Genomic DNA, 18,986 nt, shown 5'->3' with positions numbered 1-18,986 from the left:
AAATAACTTACAAATAAAGAAGCTCGTGAAGTAAACAACAGTAAATAAAAGTAGGGTCAGTAGGTATTGCTGACTCTATTTCTATTGTATTTTTCATAAAAAATAAATGTTTTTACCTGTGACAAATTAAGGGATAAATTTTCTCTCCATACTTTCTCGATACTTTTTTGCTAAATTAAGTTAAAGATAAAGCACTAAAAGAAAAATTAAGACATTATAGGAGGAAATAAAATGATGAATTATGGGGAGCATTTTAATTGGATGATGAGTGGAATAGGTACGACATCTATGATTTTTATGATGCTATTTCACTTCGCTGTTTTAGTAGGGGGAATTTATTTTATTATTTATTTAGTAAAAACATTTTCAAAAGATAAAACAACCCAAAATGATAATAGTGGGATTTCTATCTTGAATGAACGATTCGCAAAGGGTGAAATCAACGAAGAAGAATATAGACGTATGAAAAAGGTAATAACAGCAGGTGCATAAGTCTATTTTCCCAAAAAATCCCTTTAAGTTGTATAGAACTTAAGTAAGTTAAACTGTCTGTGGCAAACAGGCAGTTTACGTTGTTATTGACATACCTTACTAGGGTATAGTAAGTTTGATTCGGAATCACATAACTAAACAATTAAAGGTGAGGAATTGTATGGAAGATAAAGATAAAATGGTAAAGCTTGCTTTAAATGCTGGGGTATCCTTCGGAGCTAAATTAAATACAAAACAATTACTAGTTATTGCTGAATATATGGATGATGATTCTGAAATCGAATTAACAACGTTTCAACAACTTTACATTGAGGTTCCAGAAAGTCAAAAAATGACGATCGAAAAGAAACTCAATGACGTCGGATTGTACTGTTATCCTGTTGGGAACTTTGTGAAGAGTTTACGAACGTGTAATTTTTGCAAAGGTGCAGAAGAAGAAGGCATGCCTGTCGCAATCGAACTAAATAAGCGAATTGCAGGCAAGTCTGTTCCGTTTACATTACGTCCTGCGTATACAGGCTGTGAGGTTGGTTGCGGAGAGCCACTAATCAATGATATTGGCGTAATGAAAGTAGGCAAGAATGAATACGACCTATATATAGGTGGAAGGACAAAGGGTGCAGATGCTCATGCAGGAAAGTTATTTGAAATGGAACTCGAACCTGAAAAACTCTATAAAGTAATTGAACTGTTACTAGACATATACGCTGAATACGGTAAAAAGCGAGAACCATTTTACAAATTTGTGAACCGATACGGATTTGATAATTTAAGAAGTAAAGTTTTCGAGCAGTAGTTTATAGCTTAAAAACAAAAATAAAGTGAATCATATACCCTATAGCTGTATTTTACTACGATTATGATATAAAGGAGGGTCGTTTATGGGCAAAATGCTATTTACTGTAAAAGGTATGACGTGCGCATCCTGTGTGAGTCGTGTTGAAAAAGTGGTTTCTAAAGTGGATGGCGTAGAAGCAGTCAATGTTAATCTAGCCTCCAACCAAGCTCAAGTTGAGGTCAATGACCAAGTGACATCTGAGCAGATTATTAAAGCGATCGAGAAGCTTGGCTATGAAACGAAAAGAATAGATGAAGAAGAACGACAAAGAAAATTACTGTTTTCCGTAAAAGGAATGACGTGTGCTTCCTGTGTAAATAGAGTTGAAAAAATGATTTCTAAGGTAAATGGGGTTACAAAGGTAAATGTAAATTTAGCTGCTCATCAAGCTCAAGTCGAAGGAGAGAGTGGGATCATCCAAGTGGATGAAGTCATTAAAGCGATTGAGAAGATCGGTTATGAAGCAGCATTACTAGATGAACGTAATGAAAATGAAGCTAAAGATGATAATGAAGAAGAAACAAAGAAATTATTTAAGGATTTTACCGTAGCAGCAATATTAACAACAATCGTTTTAATTGGAAGTATTCCTCACATGATGCACGGATGGGGAACTCGGGTGCCTGATTTTCTAGCTAGTCCATTCTTTCTTCTAGTATTAACGAGTTATATTCAATTAGTACCAGGTTGGAGGTTTTACCGTAACAGTTATAAGGTGCTGAAAAATAAATCAGCTGATATGAATGTTCTTGTTGCAATGGGAACTACAGCTGCCTGGGTTTATAGTGGAGCAATGACTTTATTTCCTACTCAGTTAACTGAAATTGGTTTTCCTTATCAACTTTATTATGATGTAACTACGGTAATCACAACGTTAATTCTACTTGGTCGCTATTTTGAAGCTAAAGCAAAAGGGAAAACGTCAACTGCTATTAAAAAGTTGATGAGTCTACAAGCTAAAACCGCCAGAGTTGTTCGTGATGGAAATGAACTTGAAATTCCTACAGAAGACGTGAAAATTGGTGATCAAGTACTCGTGCGACCAGGAGAGCGTATTCCTGTCGATGGGGTCGTATTAAAAGGCAAGTCAGCTGTCGATGAATCTATGTTAACAGGTGAATCGCTACCTGTAGAGAAAACAACAGGAGATCATGTGATAGGTGCAACCATTAATAAATCGGGAAGTTTTACATTCGAAGCGACAAAGGTAGGTAGAGAAACTGCTTTAGCTCAAATTATTAGAATGGTAAATGAAGCTCAAGGTTCAAAAGCACCGATTCAAAGAGTAGTAGACATTATTTCAGCATATTTTGTACCTACCGTTGTGGGTATTGCGCTTCTCGCATTTGTAGTATGGTACTTTGTGGGACCAGACCCAAGTCTAATTTTTGCCCTTACAACTTTTATCGCAGTCCTTATCATTGCATGTCCTTGTGCACTTGGATTAGCTACTCCGACAGCCATTATGGTTGGGACAGAAAAAGGTGCGGAGAATGGTATTTTAATTAAAGATGCAACAAGTCTTGAAAGAGCACATAAAATAAGCACGATTATCTTGGACAAAACAGGAACTATTACAGAAGGTAAACCTAAATTAACCGATTTAATTACGGCTAATCATCTATCAGAACATGAATTATTATCAATAGCAGCATCTGTTGAAACAGCGTCAGAACACCCTTTAGGTGAAGCCATTGTTGAAGCAGCGAAAGATAAAGGAGTAAATATTCAAGAACCTGAATTTTTTGAAGCTGTTATTGGTCATGGGCTCATTGCCTCCCTGGAGAAAAAAGAAATATTAATAGGTAATATTAAATTAATGCAGAAGTATAATATTGAGCTAGCCTCCTATGAACAAGAAGCGATGTCCTTAGCTGACCAAGGAAAAACACCGATGTATGTTGCGATTGACGGTCAATTTGCTGGTATTATTGCAGTTGCGGATACTTTGAAGAAAAATAGTAAATCTGCTATAACTACACTAAAGAAAATGGGAATTGAAGTCATTATGTTGACGGGTGACCATGAACGGACTGCAGGAGCAATTGCTAAAGAAGCTGGAATTGATCAATATATTGCTGAAGTACTCCCAGAGCACAAGGCTGCAGAAGTAAAAAAACTACAAGAACAAGGTAAAGTTGTAGCGATGGTAGGAGACGGGATTAATGATGCTCCCGCTTTAGCGCAAGCTGATGTAGGAATTGCTATTGGTACTGGGACAGATGTAGCAATGGAAACGGCAAATATAACGTTAATGCGTGGAGATATATTAAGTGTTGTTACTGCTTTACGCCTTTCTAAACAAACAATGAAAATGATTTGGCAAAACCTCGGTTGGGCTTTTGGCTATAACGTCGTTCTCATTCCTGTTGCGGCTGGTTTATTCTACCCATTCTATGGGATACTTCTAAATCCTATGTTAGCAGGAGCAGCCATGGCATTCAGTTCAGTTTCGGTAGTATTAAATACTTTACGACTCAGAAAATTTAAATCGAGCACAGTCTAATTATTACGTGGCACTTTATCTATAAAGGTAAAGTGCCATTTCTCTTATATTCCGTAAATACCTAATCTTTGTCCAAACTATTAACACTTTGTGTCATTGATTAAAGATAGCTTTTTCTCGATAAATTCTCGATATTTTATTGTTAAATTGTAGTCTTATAGCTTTTATTAAACATGCTGAAGTAGGAGGACTGTTTGAAAGACGAAAACATTTAAGTGGAAGGAATGAGTTGTGGCTATTCGATACAGTGAAAAGGATGGAACCTTACAAAGACCGGAAGAAGGAAGCGAAAAGTTAGGGTATGAAGTTAGATAACTTTAAAAAATCGTATTGTGAATAGACATTAAGAATTGTTGGGGGATTCAATATGAAAAAGATTAGCTTTGTTTTAGGGAGTTTTTTATTAAGCAGTACTGTACTTATAGGATGTGCTACTTTATCGCAGTCTACACCTGATGGCCCCGTGTTTTATGTAGCTAATGCTGGGGATGGAACCATTTCCATAGTAGATGTAAACAAGAGCGATACAGAGAGGATTATAGATATAGGTTATGAGCAACTCTCTCACGGGATAGCCGTTTCTCCCGATGAAAAATAATTTACACGGGTACAGGATTTTTAGGAAAAAGTGTTTTAGCAATTGACACCGTAAGCCACGAAGTTTTAAGTACAGTCCAGTTTAAAGAAGGAGTTCACGGCATCGATATTCACCCATCTGGTAAATACTTATATATCTCATTAATGGCTGGTTTAGGAAAGAAGGCGGAAATCTAGCTGTTATTGATACTGAGAGATTCGAGACCATTGTACTTATTAAAACAGATGATGGACCAGCTCACGTTTCTGTGACTGTAGATGGTTCTCAAGTTTGGATTGCTAATGTAAATGCCAATACATAAGTGTCGTCGATGCTTATACCTATCAAAATTTAGCTACAATTGATGTGGGAGAAGTTCCGAATGAAGTAGCCCTTAGTCCGACCCTTGATTACGCGTATTCTGCTAATGTTCGTTCAAATAGCATTTCAAGAATTGATATGTCAACGTTTGAAGTTGTGGATGAAATACTAGCTGGTAAAGGAGTACATGGTGTGACTGTTTCCCATGTCGGTAAACAAATATGGACTACAAATAATGAATCAAATAATGTAACTGTGATAGATTGTAACACTTTTACAATTTTGGATACGATAGATACTGGTAGTTATCCGAACCATATTTCCTTTTCTAAAGATGGTAAGCAGGAATTTGTAACTCACAGGCAGCCAAACGATCTATCTGTTATTGACACCAAAAAACGGCGGGTTGAAAAAAGTCTTCCATTAGGAAAGGAACCGCATGAAATGACATTAAAAGGACTCGTAGAACATGATATAGAGAGACAGGCAAGAGTAGACCATACTTCTAACCCTAACAAAGAACATATCGATGGTGTCGATATTGAAGTAAAGCTACTTTCACCGTATGTTAAAGAGGATGCAGTAAAAATACTAGATGAGACAAATCTAGATTTGTTTGATTATTATGCTCTCCAGATTAATTTAACAACACATTCTGGTGATTTAACTGCGTTACCATGGACAGGGATGATCTCCCTTACAAATGGAAGTGGTAAGAAAATTGCTGTATTAGAATGGTTAGTTTTAAATAACGATTCGCATCATCCTATTTTCTTAGCCATCTTTGAGAAAATGATGGATCAAACACCTTTACTAACTAGCGCTGATGAACGCTTTATTTGAATAAATTTAATACGTATGGAATTAGTTTCCCTTACCGATTTACTTCGTAGAAAAATTAACCTTTAACCCTCTTGTTTTAAGAGAGTTTTATATATTCAAAGTTTCAGCAAATGTCTTCCTATGCATACTTTCTTGAAACTTTTTTTTTAAAATGGTTTAGTAGGATAAAAATTATTGAGGTGAAAAGGATGATATATAAAGTTCTATTTACTGCTGTTCTAGTCTTTATTTTTGGACTTACAGCTTGTAGTAATAATACTGTTAATCACTCAACGATGGATCATGGTGAAGACCAGAAAGAAACGGTTGAAGAAGTAGCAGTAGATGTATCAGAAGGAAAAAAAGTATTTAATATTGAAGTGAAAGAATCTCATTGGATGTTAAACGATGAACTGATTTTTGATGCTTGGACCTATAATGGAACTCTTCCTGGCCAAGAAATTCGAGTACAAGAAGGCGATGAAGTGGTATTGAATGTGAAAAATTCACTCTCAGTCCCAACAGCACTCCACTTGCATGGCTTCCCAGTCCCGAATGAAATGGATGGGGTTCCTGGAATTACACAAAATGCGATTATGCCTGGTGAAGAATTTACCTATGAATATACTGCTGATGTACCTGGTACGTATTGGTATCATTCTCACCAAAACGGTGCAGTACAAGTAGATCAGGGGTTATATGGCGTTTTTATTGTAGAGCCAAACGATCAACCTGAATATAATGTAGACGAGTTAATTGTCATTGATGAATGGTCATCTATGATGGCAGAAATGGGCATAGATCATCAAAACATGGATCACAGTGGCATGCACGGTGGACATGGTGGACACGGCGGTCATGGCGTGGGTCATACAATGGGTAATGACGGTATATCTCATTCTGAAATGATGAATATGATGTATGATACGATGGTCATTAATGGAAAAGCTACTCCTGCTATCGCACCTGTTGAAGTAAAAGAAGGGGATCTAATGAAGTTACGCTTTTTAAATGCAGGGTTGTTCACTCAAGTCATTTCAATCCCAGGTCATTCTTTTAAAGTTACACATTACGATGGACAAGAAGTAAACGAACCAGAATGGATTTCTGAACAGGCTATACGAATTGCACCAGCTGAACGATATGAAATTGAAATAGAATTGAATCACCCAGGTGCTTGGGGAATTGAAGTATTCGCTGAACAAAACCCATCGAATCTTCATGCACTCGTACCTATTGTTTATAGTGGATTTGAAAATACAGAATTAGAAAGTAGTACATTCTCAAGTTATTTTGACTTTACAAATTACGGTAGTCCTATTGAACTTTCAATTGGCGAAATAACAAAAAAGTATGAAATGATGCTAGGGTCGAAAGACGGTGGAGAAACTTTTACGATTAACGGAAAGCAATTTCCTAACCATGAGGTTTACGAAGTGGAGGAAGGAGATGTGGTTAAATTTACAATTATTAACGATACAGAAGTAGATCATCCAATGCATATGCATGGCGAATTTTTCTACGTTCTTTCTAAAAATGGGCAGCTAGTAAAAGGCTCAGCGATAAAAAAAGATACACTAAATGTTCGACCCGATGAAAGCTACGAAATTGTATTTGAAGCTAAAAATCCTGGAATATGGATGTTCCACTGTCATGAGTTCCATCATGCGAACAATGGAATGGTTGCAGAAGTTATATATAAAGGATTTGAACCTATTTTTGAACTAGATCCTAACGTTCCAAACCAACCAGAATAAAAATAATAAGATTAATGTTCCCCCATTGATATGCTCCCTTTAAGGTAGACAGATTAAAAAATAAAAATCTGTTTTACCTTAAAGGGAGTTTTTTTGTGTCCAATAAATATTACTCGAAACAGTTTAAGTATGATGTAGTAACGGCATCTAAGAGTGAAAAGTTTACACTTAAAGAATTAACGGAAAAGTATCAAGTTCCTAATATTACTTTATATAAATGGATAGAGAAATTTGAGAAAGAGGGAATAAATGGATTTGAAACATTGAAGTCATATCCTAAATTATTAAAAGAAGCAGCGGTAAGAGAATATTTATCTGGGGAATCCTCTCAATATGAAATTGTTCGAAAATATGAAATCACAAGTATAGGCATCCTTCAGTGGATTAACAAGTATAATAGTCATAGAGAATTAAAGGATACTTCAAAAGGAAGGACAAGTTCCATGACTAAAAGTTGAAAAACCACTTAGATTGAACGGATTCAAATTGTAATGCATTGTTTTGGGACGGAAAAGATTATTAAAAACAGTCGAGACTTATAAAGTTTCCTATCAACAAGTATACCTATGGGTTAGAAGTATGAAACTGATGGAGATGAGGTAATTAAAGATAATCGTGGAAGGAAAAAGAGGAAGCAGAGCTACTGACCGTGGGTTTCAATACACCTCTATAGGATATAACCGTAAGATAGAGGCTGCGAAGATGGCACAAATTATGTCAAAAGTTGGTCGGTGTATTGATAATGGATCAATGGAATCTTTTTTTGGGGAACACTGAAATGCGAGTAGTATTATTTACATAAATATAAGACATTTGAGGAACTTTCTCTTCGTTAGATGAGTACATCCATTTTTATAATCATGATAGATACCAAAAAAGATTAAACGGCCTAAGCCCTATGGAATTAGAGATAAAGCCGCTTACATCCTTTTTATTATTTCCAATGTCTACTTGACAAGGTGCAGTTCACATACGGGAACGTTAACCTTTTCTCATAATTCACCTTAAACCATACGACAATAAATGAATCATTACGGGATTAAGAACTCCACTTATAACCGATTCCCCATACCGTTTTTAAATGATCATCGACAGGAAAACCTTGTTTACGCAATTTTTCCCTTAGGTTCCGAATATGAGAATCAATAGTTCGATCTTCGGTATCTACTTTTAGCCCCCAAAGGGTTGAAAGTAGATGCTCTCTAGAAAAGACTTTATTTTGGTACTGTAAAAATAATTCAAGAAGAGCAAACTCTTTCGGTGTCATCGGGATCTTTATGCTTTTAAAGTGAACTTCGACGGTTGTGGGATCAATGGTTAAATCATTAAAAGACAATAATGTATCTTCAGCGGTTTTTCCGTTGGTCCGCCGAATAACCGCTTCCATTCTGGCAAGTAGTTCTTTTTCATCAAATGGTTTAGATACGTAGTCGTCTGCACCTGTTTTTAAACATTTTATAATATCTCCTTTATCATTTCGAGCTGTGACCATAATGATTGGGACATTGGAAAACTCACGGATTTTTTTTAAGGTAGTCCAGCCATCCATACCTGGCATCATAATATCCAATAGAATGATATCAACCTTTTCTTCGTCTAATAGCCTTATCGCATCTTGTCCCGACGTATTTTTAATACATTTGTACCCATAAGGGGAAATGTAAAGTTCTAATAGATCAAGCATTCTCTTTTCATCATCAATGAGTAAAACTGTCTTCATGAAAACTCTCCTTCAAACGAATAGTAAAGCATGTACCTTCTCCAAATTCACTATCTACTGAAATCCTAGCAGAATGGGCTTCAACGATTTCTTTTACAATCGCTAAACCTAAACCAAATCCACCAGTTAAGCGCGAGCGCGATTTATCAACTCGAAATAATCTGTTAAAAACATAAGGTAAGTCTTCACTAGGTATACCTTGTCCTTGGTCACTGATAGCAATTAGGATCTCCTGATTTTCTTTGTAAACATCTATTTTAGTCAGTGATTTTTCACTTGAGTATTTAAGCGCATTATCTAATAAATTCAAAATAATTTGTTCAAAGCGGCGAGGATCGATCTCAACTCTCCATTCGCCACGACAAACTAATTCCAATTGATGACCTTGAGCTAAAAATACATGTCGCGCCTTTTCATAAATAGGGAATAGGAAATCCTTAATGTTGATAGGCATTTTTTGTATAGTGAACATATTTTCATCTATTTTTGCTAGCTCAAACAATTCGTGTAAAAGTTGATGAACATTTTCAGATTCCTCATGGATAATATTCATATAATTAATTCTTTCTTCCTCGGTGATAGTTTTTCTTTTTCCAATATCAGCGTAGCCTTTAATATAAGTTAATGGCGTACGAAGCTCGTGAGAGATACTAGCTAAAAATTCATTTCGTTCCTTTTTTAAATAACTTAAATCATTTGCCAACAACTGAATGGATTTTGATAATTCACCTATTTCATCATTTGACATTACGGGCACGGTTACAGAAAAATCACCATTACTTAATTTCTTTGTCGCTTCCTTCATTGATACAAGGGGACTTGTTAAAACTTTTAATAGAAAAATAATGGTTACTAATAGAAAGACAAGAATAAGGACTATAGCTATAAGAAAATGATGATTCAACTTAGCAATAAAAGCTTGAATGTGATCGTTACTTTTCAGCATATAGACATAGCCTTGATTTCCAGCACCATCATCAAAGGGTGATACGGTTGATATATATTGTTGGTCCTTCCAATCTGCTTGTATAATATAACCATTTCTTGGCGGAGCATCTACTTCTATTTCTAAAATATACTGAATTCCAGGATCTATCTTCCGAGAGGCTTCCACAACTGATCCTTTTAAATTAGTTATTACAACTTCAGTATCTGTTTGAGTTTCCATCATAGCAATGTGATGAAGGGTTTCGCTAGTATAAGACATTTCTAAAACATCACGATGGCTGTTACCTCTTGCTTGTAATGAATGAAGTTCTTCGTTAACTAAAGAATGAACGACATTTTTGTGTAAGAATAACATGGAAACCGATTCGATAACTAATATACATATAAAAAACCATAGTCCTAATTTTATAGAAAATTTCACCTAAATCACCTTTTATTTATTGAGTGTTGTTTTCATTCATTTTTAAACAGTCACATGTTAAGACCATAATCAACGATTATCAACAACCAGTCCCGTTAATAAGTTTAGTTTAATTAGAAATTGTCAAGAAAGTATGCAGCAAAGATAAAAGAACTAGACTCACCATCATGAAATATTATTTACTATTAATCTGCACACTTTCTTCAAGTATTATTGTTATGGTTAAAGTAAATATATTTTGTAATAAAGGTGATTCAAATAAAATGAATGTATGTAAAATATCTAACCGAGGAATTATTAACTTTTCCAAAAAGATAAGAGAGCCACTCAACCTAATTAATGGAAAACTATATTCCGTTTATTTAAAAGGTGAAGCAATTATCATTGAGCCTACTATAAAAGATACAACCCATAATCAATGTGTATTTCACCAAGGTAAGATTACGATCCCTAAAGAGATCCGAAACCTTCTATATATAAATACAAATGATCAATTTATTATTGAAGGTATGGGAGAGAAAATTTTTTTAACAAGAGAATAACAACAAGCCAAATCTTGATACATGAAAAAGAGTAGAGATCTAACACGTGTTATGTTAATGTAACACGTGTTTTTTGCTTTTTCAGCGCAGGTTCCTGAAAGGCTGCCAATACAAAACAATATAAAATCTGTACATTTATCTTACATGTACAACGTGATTTAAACATAACTATTAAATAAGGAGGGGGCGACTTGAATCCATTTTATTATTACATCATCTGCAGTCTCTTACTAATTACGATCACGATCATCTTTCTATCGTATTTTATAAAAGCGAGACTTCTTCCGATGCACAAAATGATTTTAGCGATGACTTTTTCAATGAATATAGGCTTAACAATTGGTGTTTTATTTGGTGTCATCTTCCAAGGAAACTTATTTACTTCAACAGTTATTTCTATTTTTATAGGTCTAGTTCTAGGGATACTATGTGGTATTTGCTTTGGTATTGTAACATCGATTGAAGGGGGAATGACTGGTTTAATGGGCGGTATGATGGGCGCCATGCTCGGTGAAATGATAACAGTGGCTCAAGCATCCATCATGTTAATGATCTTGTTAACTTTTTCATTATGTTCAATCTTGTTATTCTTTGTATTGAGTTACGATGACAAAGAAAATAATAATGGTTATAAAAATACAACTTGGTTATTTTTGAAGCCACTTCTAGTGATGGTTGGTATCGGCTCCTATTTAGTTTTTGGCTTTCAGCTTAGCAAAGATGTGGTGCAGTCGGATGATCAATCGAAAAACAAGCATGAACAACACCATTACCATGAACATTATAGAGAGCATTAGAAGTAGTGGAATTTCACTCAGGGTTATAATGCTATAATTATAAGAGGTAAACAGAACTAAGCGTTTCTAATGAGAGACGCTTTTTGAGTTACAACAATAAACTTAACGGCATGTACCCATTCAGAAGAAGGTTATACACGAACATATTGATGTAAATCATTCAAACCATTTCACAAAAATAAAGTCTCAAGCAATTAAGTTGCTCATAAAATGTATTCCGTTTATTCTATACCTATTAAACTACAAAATGATGGGGACCAAGTGAAGAGTAAAGTTATAAAGATGTTTTGGTCATAAATCTATTGAAAGGTAGAAGCGATGTCTAATATTAAAAAATCAAAACCTTTACAAAATCAAGCCAGTTTGTTACAGAGTTATATAGATTCATCCGAAAAACAACGGCAGTTATATAAACGGACGTTAATGATTGTCGTCATTTCACAAATTTTCGGTGGTGCAGGTCTTGCTGCTGGAATAACGGTCGGAGCTCTTCTTGTCCATGATATGTTGGGAACAGATAGTTTAGCAGGTCTACCTGTTGCCTTATTTACTTTAGGCTCAGCTGGGGCTGCGCTTTTAATCGGCCGTTTTTCTCAACGTTTTGGACGCCGTTATGGTCTAGCATCTGGATTTATAGTTGGTGGTATTGGAGCAATCGGAGTTGTCATTTCAGCATTACTGTCTAATGTTTTCCTGCTTTTCGCTTCTTTATTGATTTATGGTTCTGGAACCGCAACAAACTTGCAAGCTCGGTATGCAGGTACTGATCTGGCCAATTCAAAACAACGAGCAACCGCAGTAAGTATGGCTTTAGTTGCGACAACATTCGGTGCGGTTGCTGGTCCAAACTTAGTTCAAGTTATGGGCCAGTTTGCTACTTCCATTGGTGTTCCTGCTTTGGCTGGTCCATTTATTTTAGCTGCAACAGCTTACATTCTAGCAGGGTTAGTCATTTTAGTATTATTACGACCTGATCCTCTCTTAGTTGCTCAAGCGATTTCTAATAATACTAAAGTGAAAGATGATAATTCTTCAAGTGAAAATGAAAGCAAACTGAATAATCGTGGAGTTGTTGTAGGGGCAATGATAATGGTTTTAACACAAATTGTTATGGTAGCAATTATGACAATGACACCAGTACATATGGGTCATCATGGTCACGGATTAAGTGAAATTGGACTTGTTATCGGTATTCACATCGGGGCTATGTACTTGCCATCACTCGTTACTGGGATTCTTGTCGATAAATATGGACGTATAACAATGGCAATTGCTTCAGGAGCTACTCTACTAGTTGCAGGGATAGTAGGGGCCTTTGCACCAGGTGAATCGCTAGTGATGCTTATTATTGCTCTAGCCTTACTTGGTCTCGGTTGGAACTTTGGCTTAATAAGTGGAACAGCTTTAATCGTTGACTCAACCACACCATCCAACAGAGCTAAAACTCAAGGTTCTGTTGACGTATTAATTGCCTTATCAGGAGCTTCTGGGGGAGCTTTGTCGGGCATGGTCGTAGCTCATTCAAGTTTTACATTTTTATCTCTTTCTGGCGGAATACTGGCACTTATACTGATCCCAGTAGTTGTATGGTCACGTACAAATCAGAAGAGAACAAGTTAATACACGTATATAGATCGATAAAGCCAATTCCCAGATAGAGGAATTGGCTTTATTTAATTCTTTTGATTTAATCTTGTTCTTAAGTACTGTGTGAGATATTAGAAGAATACTGAATGGTACCACGAGGCCGTGTAGCTTTATACCATTGAAAACAAAGAACCGTAATAATGAGTATATCGACAGCATCACCGCCATAGTACATCAGCATTGCACCCATTTGTGCCTGGGTGACATCAATACCAGCAGGTGGGTATGCATAAATAAATTTTGATAAAATTCCGTGGGCTGCCAACGCCAAAATAAGCACAATAGAACGATATAAATAACTCGTTCTATGAGGTGTAGGATCAATATAAATCATTGAAATCGTAAACAAGTACCCAGCAAGAAAGACATGAAAATGAATAAAAACGTGCAAAAGAACATTTTCGTGCATTGCTGAATATAAATTCGTCGTATAGAGGAGCCAAAGCCCACCAACATTAAGGATCAATGCAACAATTGGATCAGTTACAACTCGAATATATCGACTTTTTAACAACCCCGAAACGCGTCTAGCTATTGAAACAGGAAGTGAACGTAAGATAATAGTCATTGGGGCAGCGAGTACCATTAAGAGGGGGGCAAGCATTCCAAGTAGTAAGTGGCCTACCATATGCACAGTAAAATCTGTGTGTTCTTGTTCTGCTATCGGACCAGCAACTGCTACTACTGCACAAAAAACTCCTGCGAACCAAAGACTTGTCCGATAAATTGGCCATGATTTTCCGCTACGATGAGTAATGATAACAGCTATGATATAAACGAATAGTGCCAATAAGAACGGCATTGCCAATACTAGTTGTGGCGCTAACCCAATCGTATGGGAAAGATGACTAGTATCAGTATGGTGCAAATGATTAGGATGAACCATTAGAAATGACTCCTTCCGTCGGTTCTTTAGTTCTCGTTTTATAGATGAGGATACAACCAATAATAATTAAGGCAACAGCAAAAATATTCCAAATAATATCATAGACGATTACATTTTCAACATATCTGATTTGATGTATTCTCATTATTTTATGTTGGATAATCCCATCATACAATTGAAAAACTCCAGCACCTAAAAATACTCCGCCCCACCATCTAGTGGGCCATAATGCATGGCGACGACGAAGGTCTGCAAACATAAACAAACCTGCAATCGTTGCAAACCAACTAAAAGCATGAAACAGACCGTCAGAAATTAAACCAACACTTGTTGTCGATAAATCATAAAAATGATGCCAATGTAGCAATTGATGAAAGACAACTTCATCAAAAAAGGCGATTAAGCCAAGTCCAAATAAAATACCAGACCAGAGATTACGTCTAGAATAGAGCTGCTGATTAATTTTTTTCGCTTCGTCATTTATGCGAACTGTATCTTTTTCCATAACATCCTCCAATGCTGTGTAGGTCCTCTTAAAAGTAGGTTATCTTCACATCATCCACATATTTTCTCCATGTTTATTAAGAAATAGTCAGGAAGAATGAATATTAGGGCTTCAATTTAGTTTAGGCAACAGTAATTTTTATGCTTTTATTAAATATATCGGCATAAATCCAAATATAACCCGTAACGCAATACATCTTCCCTAAAACTAATTATTCTAATTGATTGGCACCGAACATAGTGACGTGTACCAACTATTAATAGTCACTATAGTATTTAGGCTTGTCCATAAAAACGAAGCTCTAGTACTAAAGAATTTAAATAGACTACAATATTTAAATAAAAATGGAAAATAAAGAGAAGGGACAGGCCCCTGTTACATAATAGGACTAGTACTCTTCCAAATGTAATGCAGGGGGCACTGACCTTTCACATCTCCTTACTGAAAATTACTCTTCCTCTTCTAAAGCTCCGCCTGTACCGATATTTCCTAGTGCTTCAAGAATTCCAGTAAGAACACCGAGCAACTGTTGAATTTGATCTTGCGTTAATTGACCAGCTGGGGACGTAATTCTTACACAAGGTAATTCTACTTGGAGTTCAATGCCAAGTAACACAATGTCAATTGGGCATGGAATTCCAACACATAAAATCTCGTTACCAGTACAACAACTATCTGGACAACCGTTATTGTTGTTATTTCCCATCGACGTAACCTCCTTTCTCTTAACATAATTCCATCTATATGTTTTAACTTTTTTACTGGTTGTTCTTTGACCTAGTAAATCATAGTGCTATTTTCTTAATTTCATAGAAAAAGGCTTACGTAGTAGATTGAATAGTCTATTCCGTAGTTATTTAAGAGACATACGGTATATAAGAAACTTAATAAAGTGATGTAATTCAAGGACCATCACCAAAAAGGAGGCTTAACGAAGCATGAAAGAGAGAGAGGGTGAATTCCTAAGCAAAACAGTATTCGAAGTAAGGAGTGATGTAAGAATTGGTATTTTAGCAGCTAAGACTAATTGGAAATTAAAAAGGGTACTCCATCAATTAAAGGATTTAGCTGAACTTAGTACTGGACAGGTTATCGCCTTTTCGTTAAAAGGAGTTAAACGAAAACAAAACAAAGTTAAAGGTTATGTTTACTGGAAGGAAAAAGGCATATGGAAAGAGACAACAGTAAAAATGCCTGATGCAATCATTAACCGAATTACCTTAACTAGGAAGTGGCAACAGTTTTTTCGGGAATTATTGGGCACTAGAATGATAAATAATTTTACTTTTTCAAAATGGAAAATGTACGAATGGTTGTCAACTGACCCAACTTTAAGCAAGCATTTACCAGTAACACAGAAAATACTGACTACAAAAGACATTATAAATTTCCTTGAACAATACAATGAGGCCATTATAAAACCAATAAACAGCAGCTTTGGGAAAGGGATTTATAAAATTACAAAACAAGAGAATGAATATTTAGTGGAATACAATTCGAAAAAGCAATGCAACTCATTGGTCTTTACTTCAGAGGAGCTAATAAATTACTTTAATAATAAAAGAATTAATAAAAAATATATCATCCAGAAACTAATAAACTTATATATCGGTAATCACCCTGTTGATTTTAGACTGATCATGGTCAAGAACGGTTATGGAGAGTGGGAGGACGTAGGTTTAATTGCTCGTAAAGGAATTAAAAACGGAGTAATTAGTAATAGTGGGAATCTAAAGATAGGTACCTTTGCATTACAAAACCTGCTTTTAATACCACGTTTTGAGGCAATAAAAATTAGAAAACGACTGACCGAAATATCACTATCTGCTGTTCATTACCTTGAAAAACAAGCAGGAGTGGACGCAAATATAGGAAACGTGGGAATTGACTTGGCAATAGATTGTGCTTGGAACCTATGGATTATTGAAATCAATCATCGAAATCCAAGACATCGTATGGCCATGGATGCGGGATTTAGCGGAATATATGAGTATTCAAATAAATTACTCATAGACTATGCTAACCTATTGGCAATAAATAGGATTTAAATAGTAACATCCTCTCATTTTATATATAGTGCTTGTTTGTTCCTCTATTAGTCTATGCAGGCTCAGCATGTCTTTCATATGTTGAGTTATACGTTATCCGAAGGAGGGGATGTTATGTATATTTCTTGGGTACCAACTAAAGAAGTAGATGTTATGTATTTACCTGAACAATTAAAAAATGAGATTAAGTTCTCTAATAGTAAAATTACTTTTCACTTTGGGTCATGGAATAAAGAAGTGTCTATTGAATATAAAGAAGATCTTCCTAGTAATACGATTGGCCTTTCTCATAATTTACAACTAGATGTTTTTATTCCTGATGACCTTTTTTACGATGTAATTACAACTGAAAATAGTATAAGTATAGGTCCCGTCATTTTATATTTAGTTTCGAAAAATTTATACAAACGTTTAGATCTATTATTTAAGCGTATAAAAAATAATGTTTCACTTAATGGATTAATTATCGTTAGTACTGTTTCCAGAATCGATACACATAATCGTAAAATAAAGGGCTATTATTTTAAACCAAAAACGGAAAGCAAATTAGCGACCTGGAAGTCGGGAATTTTCCAATATCCAGGGGCTATTTTTAAACGGGTATCTGTTCCAATAAGCATCAATGAACATTTAATACAAATGACAAAGGGTGGGGTATTTAATTCCAGGTTTTTTAACAAATGGGATATATGGGAGTGGCTGTCACCTAACACATTAATAAGAAATCATTTACCGGATACACAGGAGTTTAATACTATAGATCAAATAAATTCAATGCTAGAGATCTATTCTTCAGTATATTTAAAACCGATAAAAGGCTCGCAAGGAAAAGGAATCATTCAGGTAAAGCGATATGAAAATGTTTTCCAAGTAATTGATGATAAAAATAGAGTTTCAACGATAACAGATCTAAAGCAGCACTCATTAATTAAAAAGGTCCTTAAAAGCAAAAAACGATATATGATCCAGCAAGGAGTTCCTATAGAGCATCATTCTAGAAATGTCGATTTCAGAATGTATGTACAAAAGGATGCAACAAAAAAATGGAAGTGTTCAGGGCTAATTGCTAGATTTGGAAAGCCAGGAAGTATAACAACTAATTTACACCACCTGGATTATTTGCTCCAAGGAAAACAAGCGTTTGAAAAAATATTTGGGCTCAATGGAGAAGAAGCAAAACTACTAGAAAAAAAAGTGGTAACTATATGTATCAAGGCATGTGAATTGTTAGATGAACACGGATGCTATGGAGATATTGCAATTGATTTTATTATAGACAAAGAACAGCATGTTTGGATATTAGAAATGAACAAGCGATATGGATATAAAAGCTTTTCAATTATGGAAGATCAACCTCTTTATGGTGAAATTATTCAAAATCCATTCTTATATGCAAGTGCTTTAGCAGGCTTTGGAGTACAAAATGAAACTAAGAACGAAAAACCAATTACAAAAGAGTTAGATGTAGAATCACTTGACGTACAGGAACATCACAATGATGAAAAACAAAGTGAACCAGTCAGTCTTAAAGCTGAACATCCGCTCGTAGAATAAGAACAACCTCTCGAAGATAAGCACAACATTTATAACAACCTAAAGGCTGAAAATGAGACATGAATTAAGTCCCTTAATAAGGGGCTTTTTTGTGACAGTCTTTAATGGATTTTTCAATTCGATAAATTATTCGGGAACTTCATTTTTTGTAATGTTCTGGAAAGATGACTATACCCGTATAGATTGAAAAACATATGATAACTAATAGGAAAAGCCTGAAATATTCCTTGTAACCAATTTCTATTACGCCCATAAAATATAACTAAAAGTGAACGGGTATTCCTATAATCAATGATAAAGGAGGTTGAACATGGCTGCTATACAAAAAAGTGTAGACAGTTCGAGCTTAGCTGAAGTTATCGACCGTATACTCGATAAAGGTGTCGTTATCGATGTTTATGCTAGGATTTCGTTAGTTGGAATAGAATTGCTTGCGATTGAAGCTCGTGTTGTTATTGCAAGTGTAGAAACATGGCTAAAGTATGCTAGAGCGGTTGGATTACTGAATGAAGATGAAGATGAAGATGAAGACGGCAATGAACCTGAAGAATAAACGTTATTTAGATGACCAAGGCCTGTGCCTTGGTTTGCAATTTGAAAGAAAG

18 protein-coding genes and 1 pseudogene are annotated in these 18,986 nt (G+C 35.3%); 14 read left to right on the top strand and 5 right to left on the bottom strand.

The features are described 5' to 3' along the window. Positions 1 to 231 precede the first annotated feature (231 nt). The 8 genes and pseudogenes from GKP30_RS17225 to GKP30_RS24045 all read left to right on the top strand — a co-directional run. Positions 232 to 492, top strand: coding sequence for an SHOCT domain-containing protein (locus GKP30_RS17225; protein WP_216830703.1), 261 nt, complete (start codon positions 232 to 234; stop codon positions 490 to 492). Between the two features lie 160 nt (positions 493 to 652). Beyond that, positions 653 to 1,288 carry an NAD(P)/FAD-dependent oxidoreductase gene (locus GKP30_RS17220; RefSeq protein ID WP_216830702.1) on the top strand — a complete coding sequence of 212 codons (636 nt, stop codon included), beginning with the start codon at positions 653 to 655 and terminating at the stop codon, positions 1,286 to 1,288. An 85-nt stretch (positions 1,289 to 1,373) separates the two neighbouring features. Then, positions 1,374 to 3,836 carry a heavy metal translocating P-type ATPase gene (locus tag GKP30_RS17215; protein ID WP_216830701.1) on the top strand — a complete coding sequence of 821 codons (2,463 nt, stop codon included), beginning with the start codon at positions 1,374 to 1,376 and terminating at the stop codon, positions 3,834 to 3,836. A 367-nt stretch (positions 3,837 to 4,203) separates the two neighbouring features. Beyond that, positions 4,204 to 4,434, top strand: coding sequence for a hypothetical protein (locus GKP30_RS17210; protein ID WP_216830700.1), 231 nt, complete (start codon positions 4,204 to 4,206; stop codon positions 4,432 to 4,434). Positions 4,435 to 4,779: 345 nt separating this feature from the next. Beyond that, positions 4,780 to 5,577 carry a YncE family protein gene (locus GKP30_RS17205; protein WP_216830699.1) on the top strand — a complete coding sequence of 266 codons (798 nt, stop codon included), beginning with the start codon at positions 4,780 to 4,782 and terminating at the stop codon, positions 5,575 to 5,577. A 188-nt stretch (positions 5,578 to 5,765) separates the two neighbouring features. Continuing rightward, complete coding sequence (locus tag GKP30_RS17200; RefSeq protein ID WP_216830698.1) at positions 5,766 to 7,313, top strand: multicopper oxidase family protein; 1,548 nt, start codon at positions 5,766 to 5,768, stop codon at positions 7,311 to 7,313. 95 nt (positions 7,314 to 7,408) lie between these two features. Next, positions 7,409 to 7,771, top strand: coding sequence for a helix-turn-helix domain-containing protein (locus GKP30_RS17195; protein ID WP_216830697.1), 363 nt, complete (start codon positions 7,409 to 7,411; stop codon positions 7,769 to 7,771). Between the two features lie 383 nt (positions 7,772 to 8,154). Next, positions 8,155 to 8,268, top strand: a pseudogene (locus tag GKP30_RS24045) (IS3 family transposase); the annotation flags it as partial. Positions 8,269 to 8,352: 84 nt separating this feature from the next. Here the strand turns inward: GKP30_RS24045 and GKP30_RS17185 are convergent. Both GKP30_RS17185 and GKP30_RS17180 read right to left on the bottom strand, forming a co-directional pair. Then, entirely contained in the window at positions 8,353 to 9,033 is a 681-nt protein-coding gene (locus GKP30_RS17185; protein ID WP_216830696.1) for a response regulator transcription factor, read from the bottom strand. Next, positions 9,011 to 10,402 (bottom strand): sensor histidine kinase, encoded by a 1,392-nt coding sequence (locus GKP30_RS17180; protein WP_328703178.1) that lies wholly within the window; start codon positions 10,400 to 10,402, stop codon positions 9,011 to 9,013. Before GKP30_RS17180 ends, GKP30_RS17185 begins: the two co-directional genes overlap by 23 nt. A 263-nt stretch (positions 10,403 to 10,665) precedes the next feature. Here GKP30_RS17180 and GKP30_RS17175 point away from each other — a divergent pair, with 263 nt between their 5' ends. The 3 genes from GKP30_RS17175 (at position 10,666) to GKP30_RS17165 (ending at position 13,361) form a co-directional block, all read left to right on the top strand. After that, positions 10,666 to 10,944 carry an AbrB/MazE/SpoVT family DNA-binding domain-containing protein gene (locus tag GKP30_RS17175; protein ID WP_216830695.1) on the top strand — a complete coding sequence of 93 codons (279 nt, stop codon included), beginning with the start codon at positions 10,666 to 10,668 and terminating at the stop codon, positions 10,942 to 10,944. A 191-nt stretch (positions 10,945 to 11,135) separates the two neighbouring features. Further along, positions 11,136 to 11,741: a hypothetical protein gene (locus GKP30_RS17170; RefSeq protein WP_216830694.1), complete on the top strand. Its 606-nt coding sequence runs from the start codon at positions 11,136 to 11,138 to the stop codon at positions 11,739 to 11,741. 318 nt (positions 11,742 to 12,059) lie between these two features. Then, a complete protein-coding gene (locus tag GKP30_RS17165) occupies positions 12,060 to 13,361 on the top strand; it encodes an MFS transporter (protein ID WP_216830693.1) in 1,302 nt (433 codons plus the stop codon). Positions 13,362 to 13,440: 79 nt separating this feature from the next. Here GKP30_RS17165 and GKP30_RS17160 read toward each other — a convergent pair whose 3' ends face one another. From GKP30_RS17160 to GKP30_RS17150, 3 genes are all read right to left on the bottom strand, one after another. Continuing rightward, the gene (locus tag GKP30_RS17160; protein ID WP_216830692.1) at positions 13,441 to 14,274 is read right to left on the bottom strand and encodes a cytochrome c oxidase assembly protein; all 834 of its coding nucleotides are present in this window, start codon (positions 14,272 to 14,274) and stop codon (positions 13,441 to 13,443) included. After that, the gene (locus GKP30_RS17155; protein WP_216830691.1) at positions 14,261 to 14,779 is read right to left on the bottom strand and encodes a DUF2243 domain-containing protein; all 519 of its coding nucleotides are present in this window, start codon (positions 14,777 to 14,779) and stop codon (positions 14,261 to 14,263) included. Before GKP30_RS17155 ends, GKP30_RS17160 begins: the two co-directional genes overlap by 14 nt. Positions 14,780 to 15,227: 448 nt before the next feature. Continuing rightward, complete coding sequence (locus GKP30_RS17150; protein WP_216830690.1) at positions 15,228 to 15,485, bottom strand: hypothetical protein; 258 nt, start codon at positions 15,483 to 15,485, stop codon at positions 15,228 to 15,230. Between the two features lie 232 nt (positions 15,486 to 15,717). Here GKP30_RS17150 and GKP30_RS17145 point away from each other — a divergent pair, with 232 nt between their 5' ends. From GKP30_RS17145 to gvpA, 3 genes are all read left to right on the top strand, one after another. Then, on the top strand, positions 15,718 to 16,827 hold the full coding sequence (locus tag GKP30_RS17145) for a YheC/YheD family endospore coat-associated protein (protein ID WP_216830689.1): 1,110 nt from the start codon (positions 15,718 to 15,720) through the stop codon (positions 16,825 to 16,827). Positions 16,828 to 16,941: 114 nt separating this feature from the next. Continuing rightward, the gene (locus GKP30_RS17140; RefSeq protein WP_216830688.1) at positions 16,942 to 18,381 is read left to right on the top strand and encodes a YheC/YheD family endospore coat-associated protein; all 1,440 of its coding nucleotides are present in this window, start codon (positions 16,942 to 16,944) and stop codon (positions 18,379 to 18,381) included. A gap of 310 nt (positions 18,382 to 18,691) precedes the next feature. Continuing rightward, the gene (gene gvpA, locus GKP30_RS17135) at positions 18,692 to 18,934 is read left to right on the top strand and encodes a gas vesicle structural protein GvpA (RefSeq protein ID WP_216830687.1); all 243 of its coding nucleotides are present in this window, start codon (positions 18,692 to 18,694) and stop codon (positions 18,932 to 18,934) included. Positions 18,935 to 18,986: the final 52 nt, after the last annotated feature.

The organism is Alkalihalobacterium elongatum (assembly GCF_019024285.1).
In the GTDB taxonomy this organism is placed as follows: Bacteria; Bacillota; Bacilli; order Bacillales; family Bacillaceae_F; genus Alkalihalobacterium; species Alkalihalobacterium elongatum.
The sequence above is the reverse complement of the archived record's forward strand: the minus strand, read 5'-3'. Positions and strand labels throughout refer to the sequence as shown.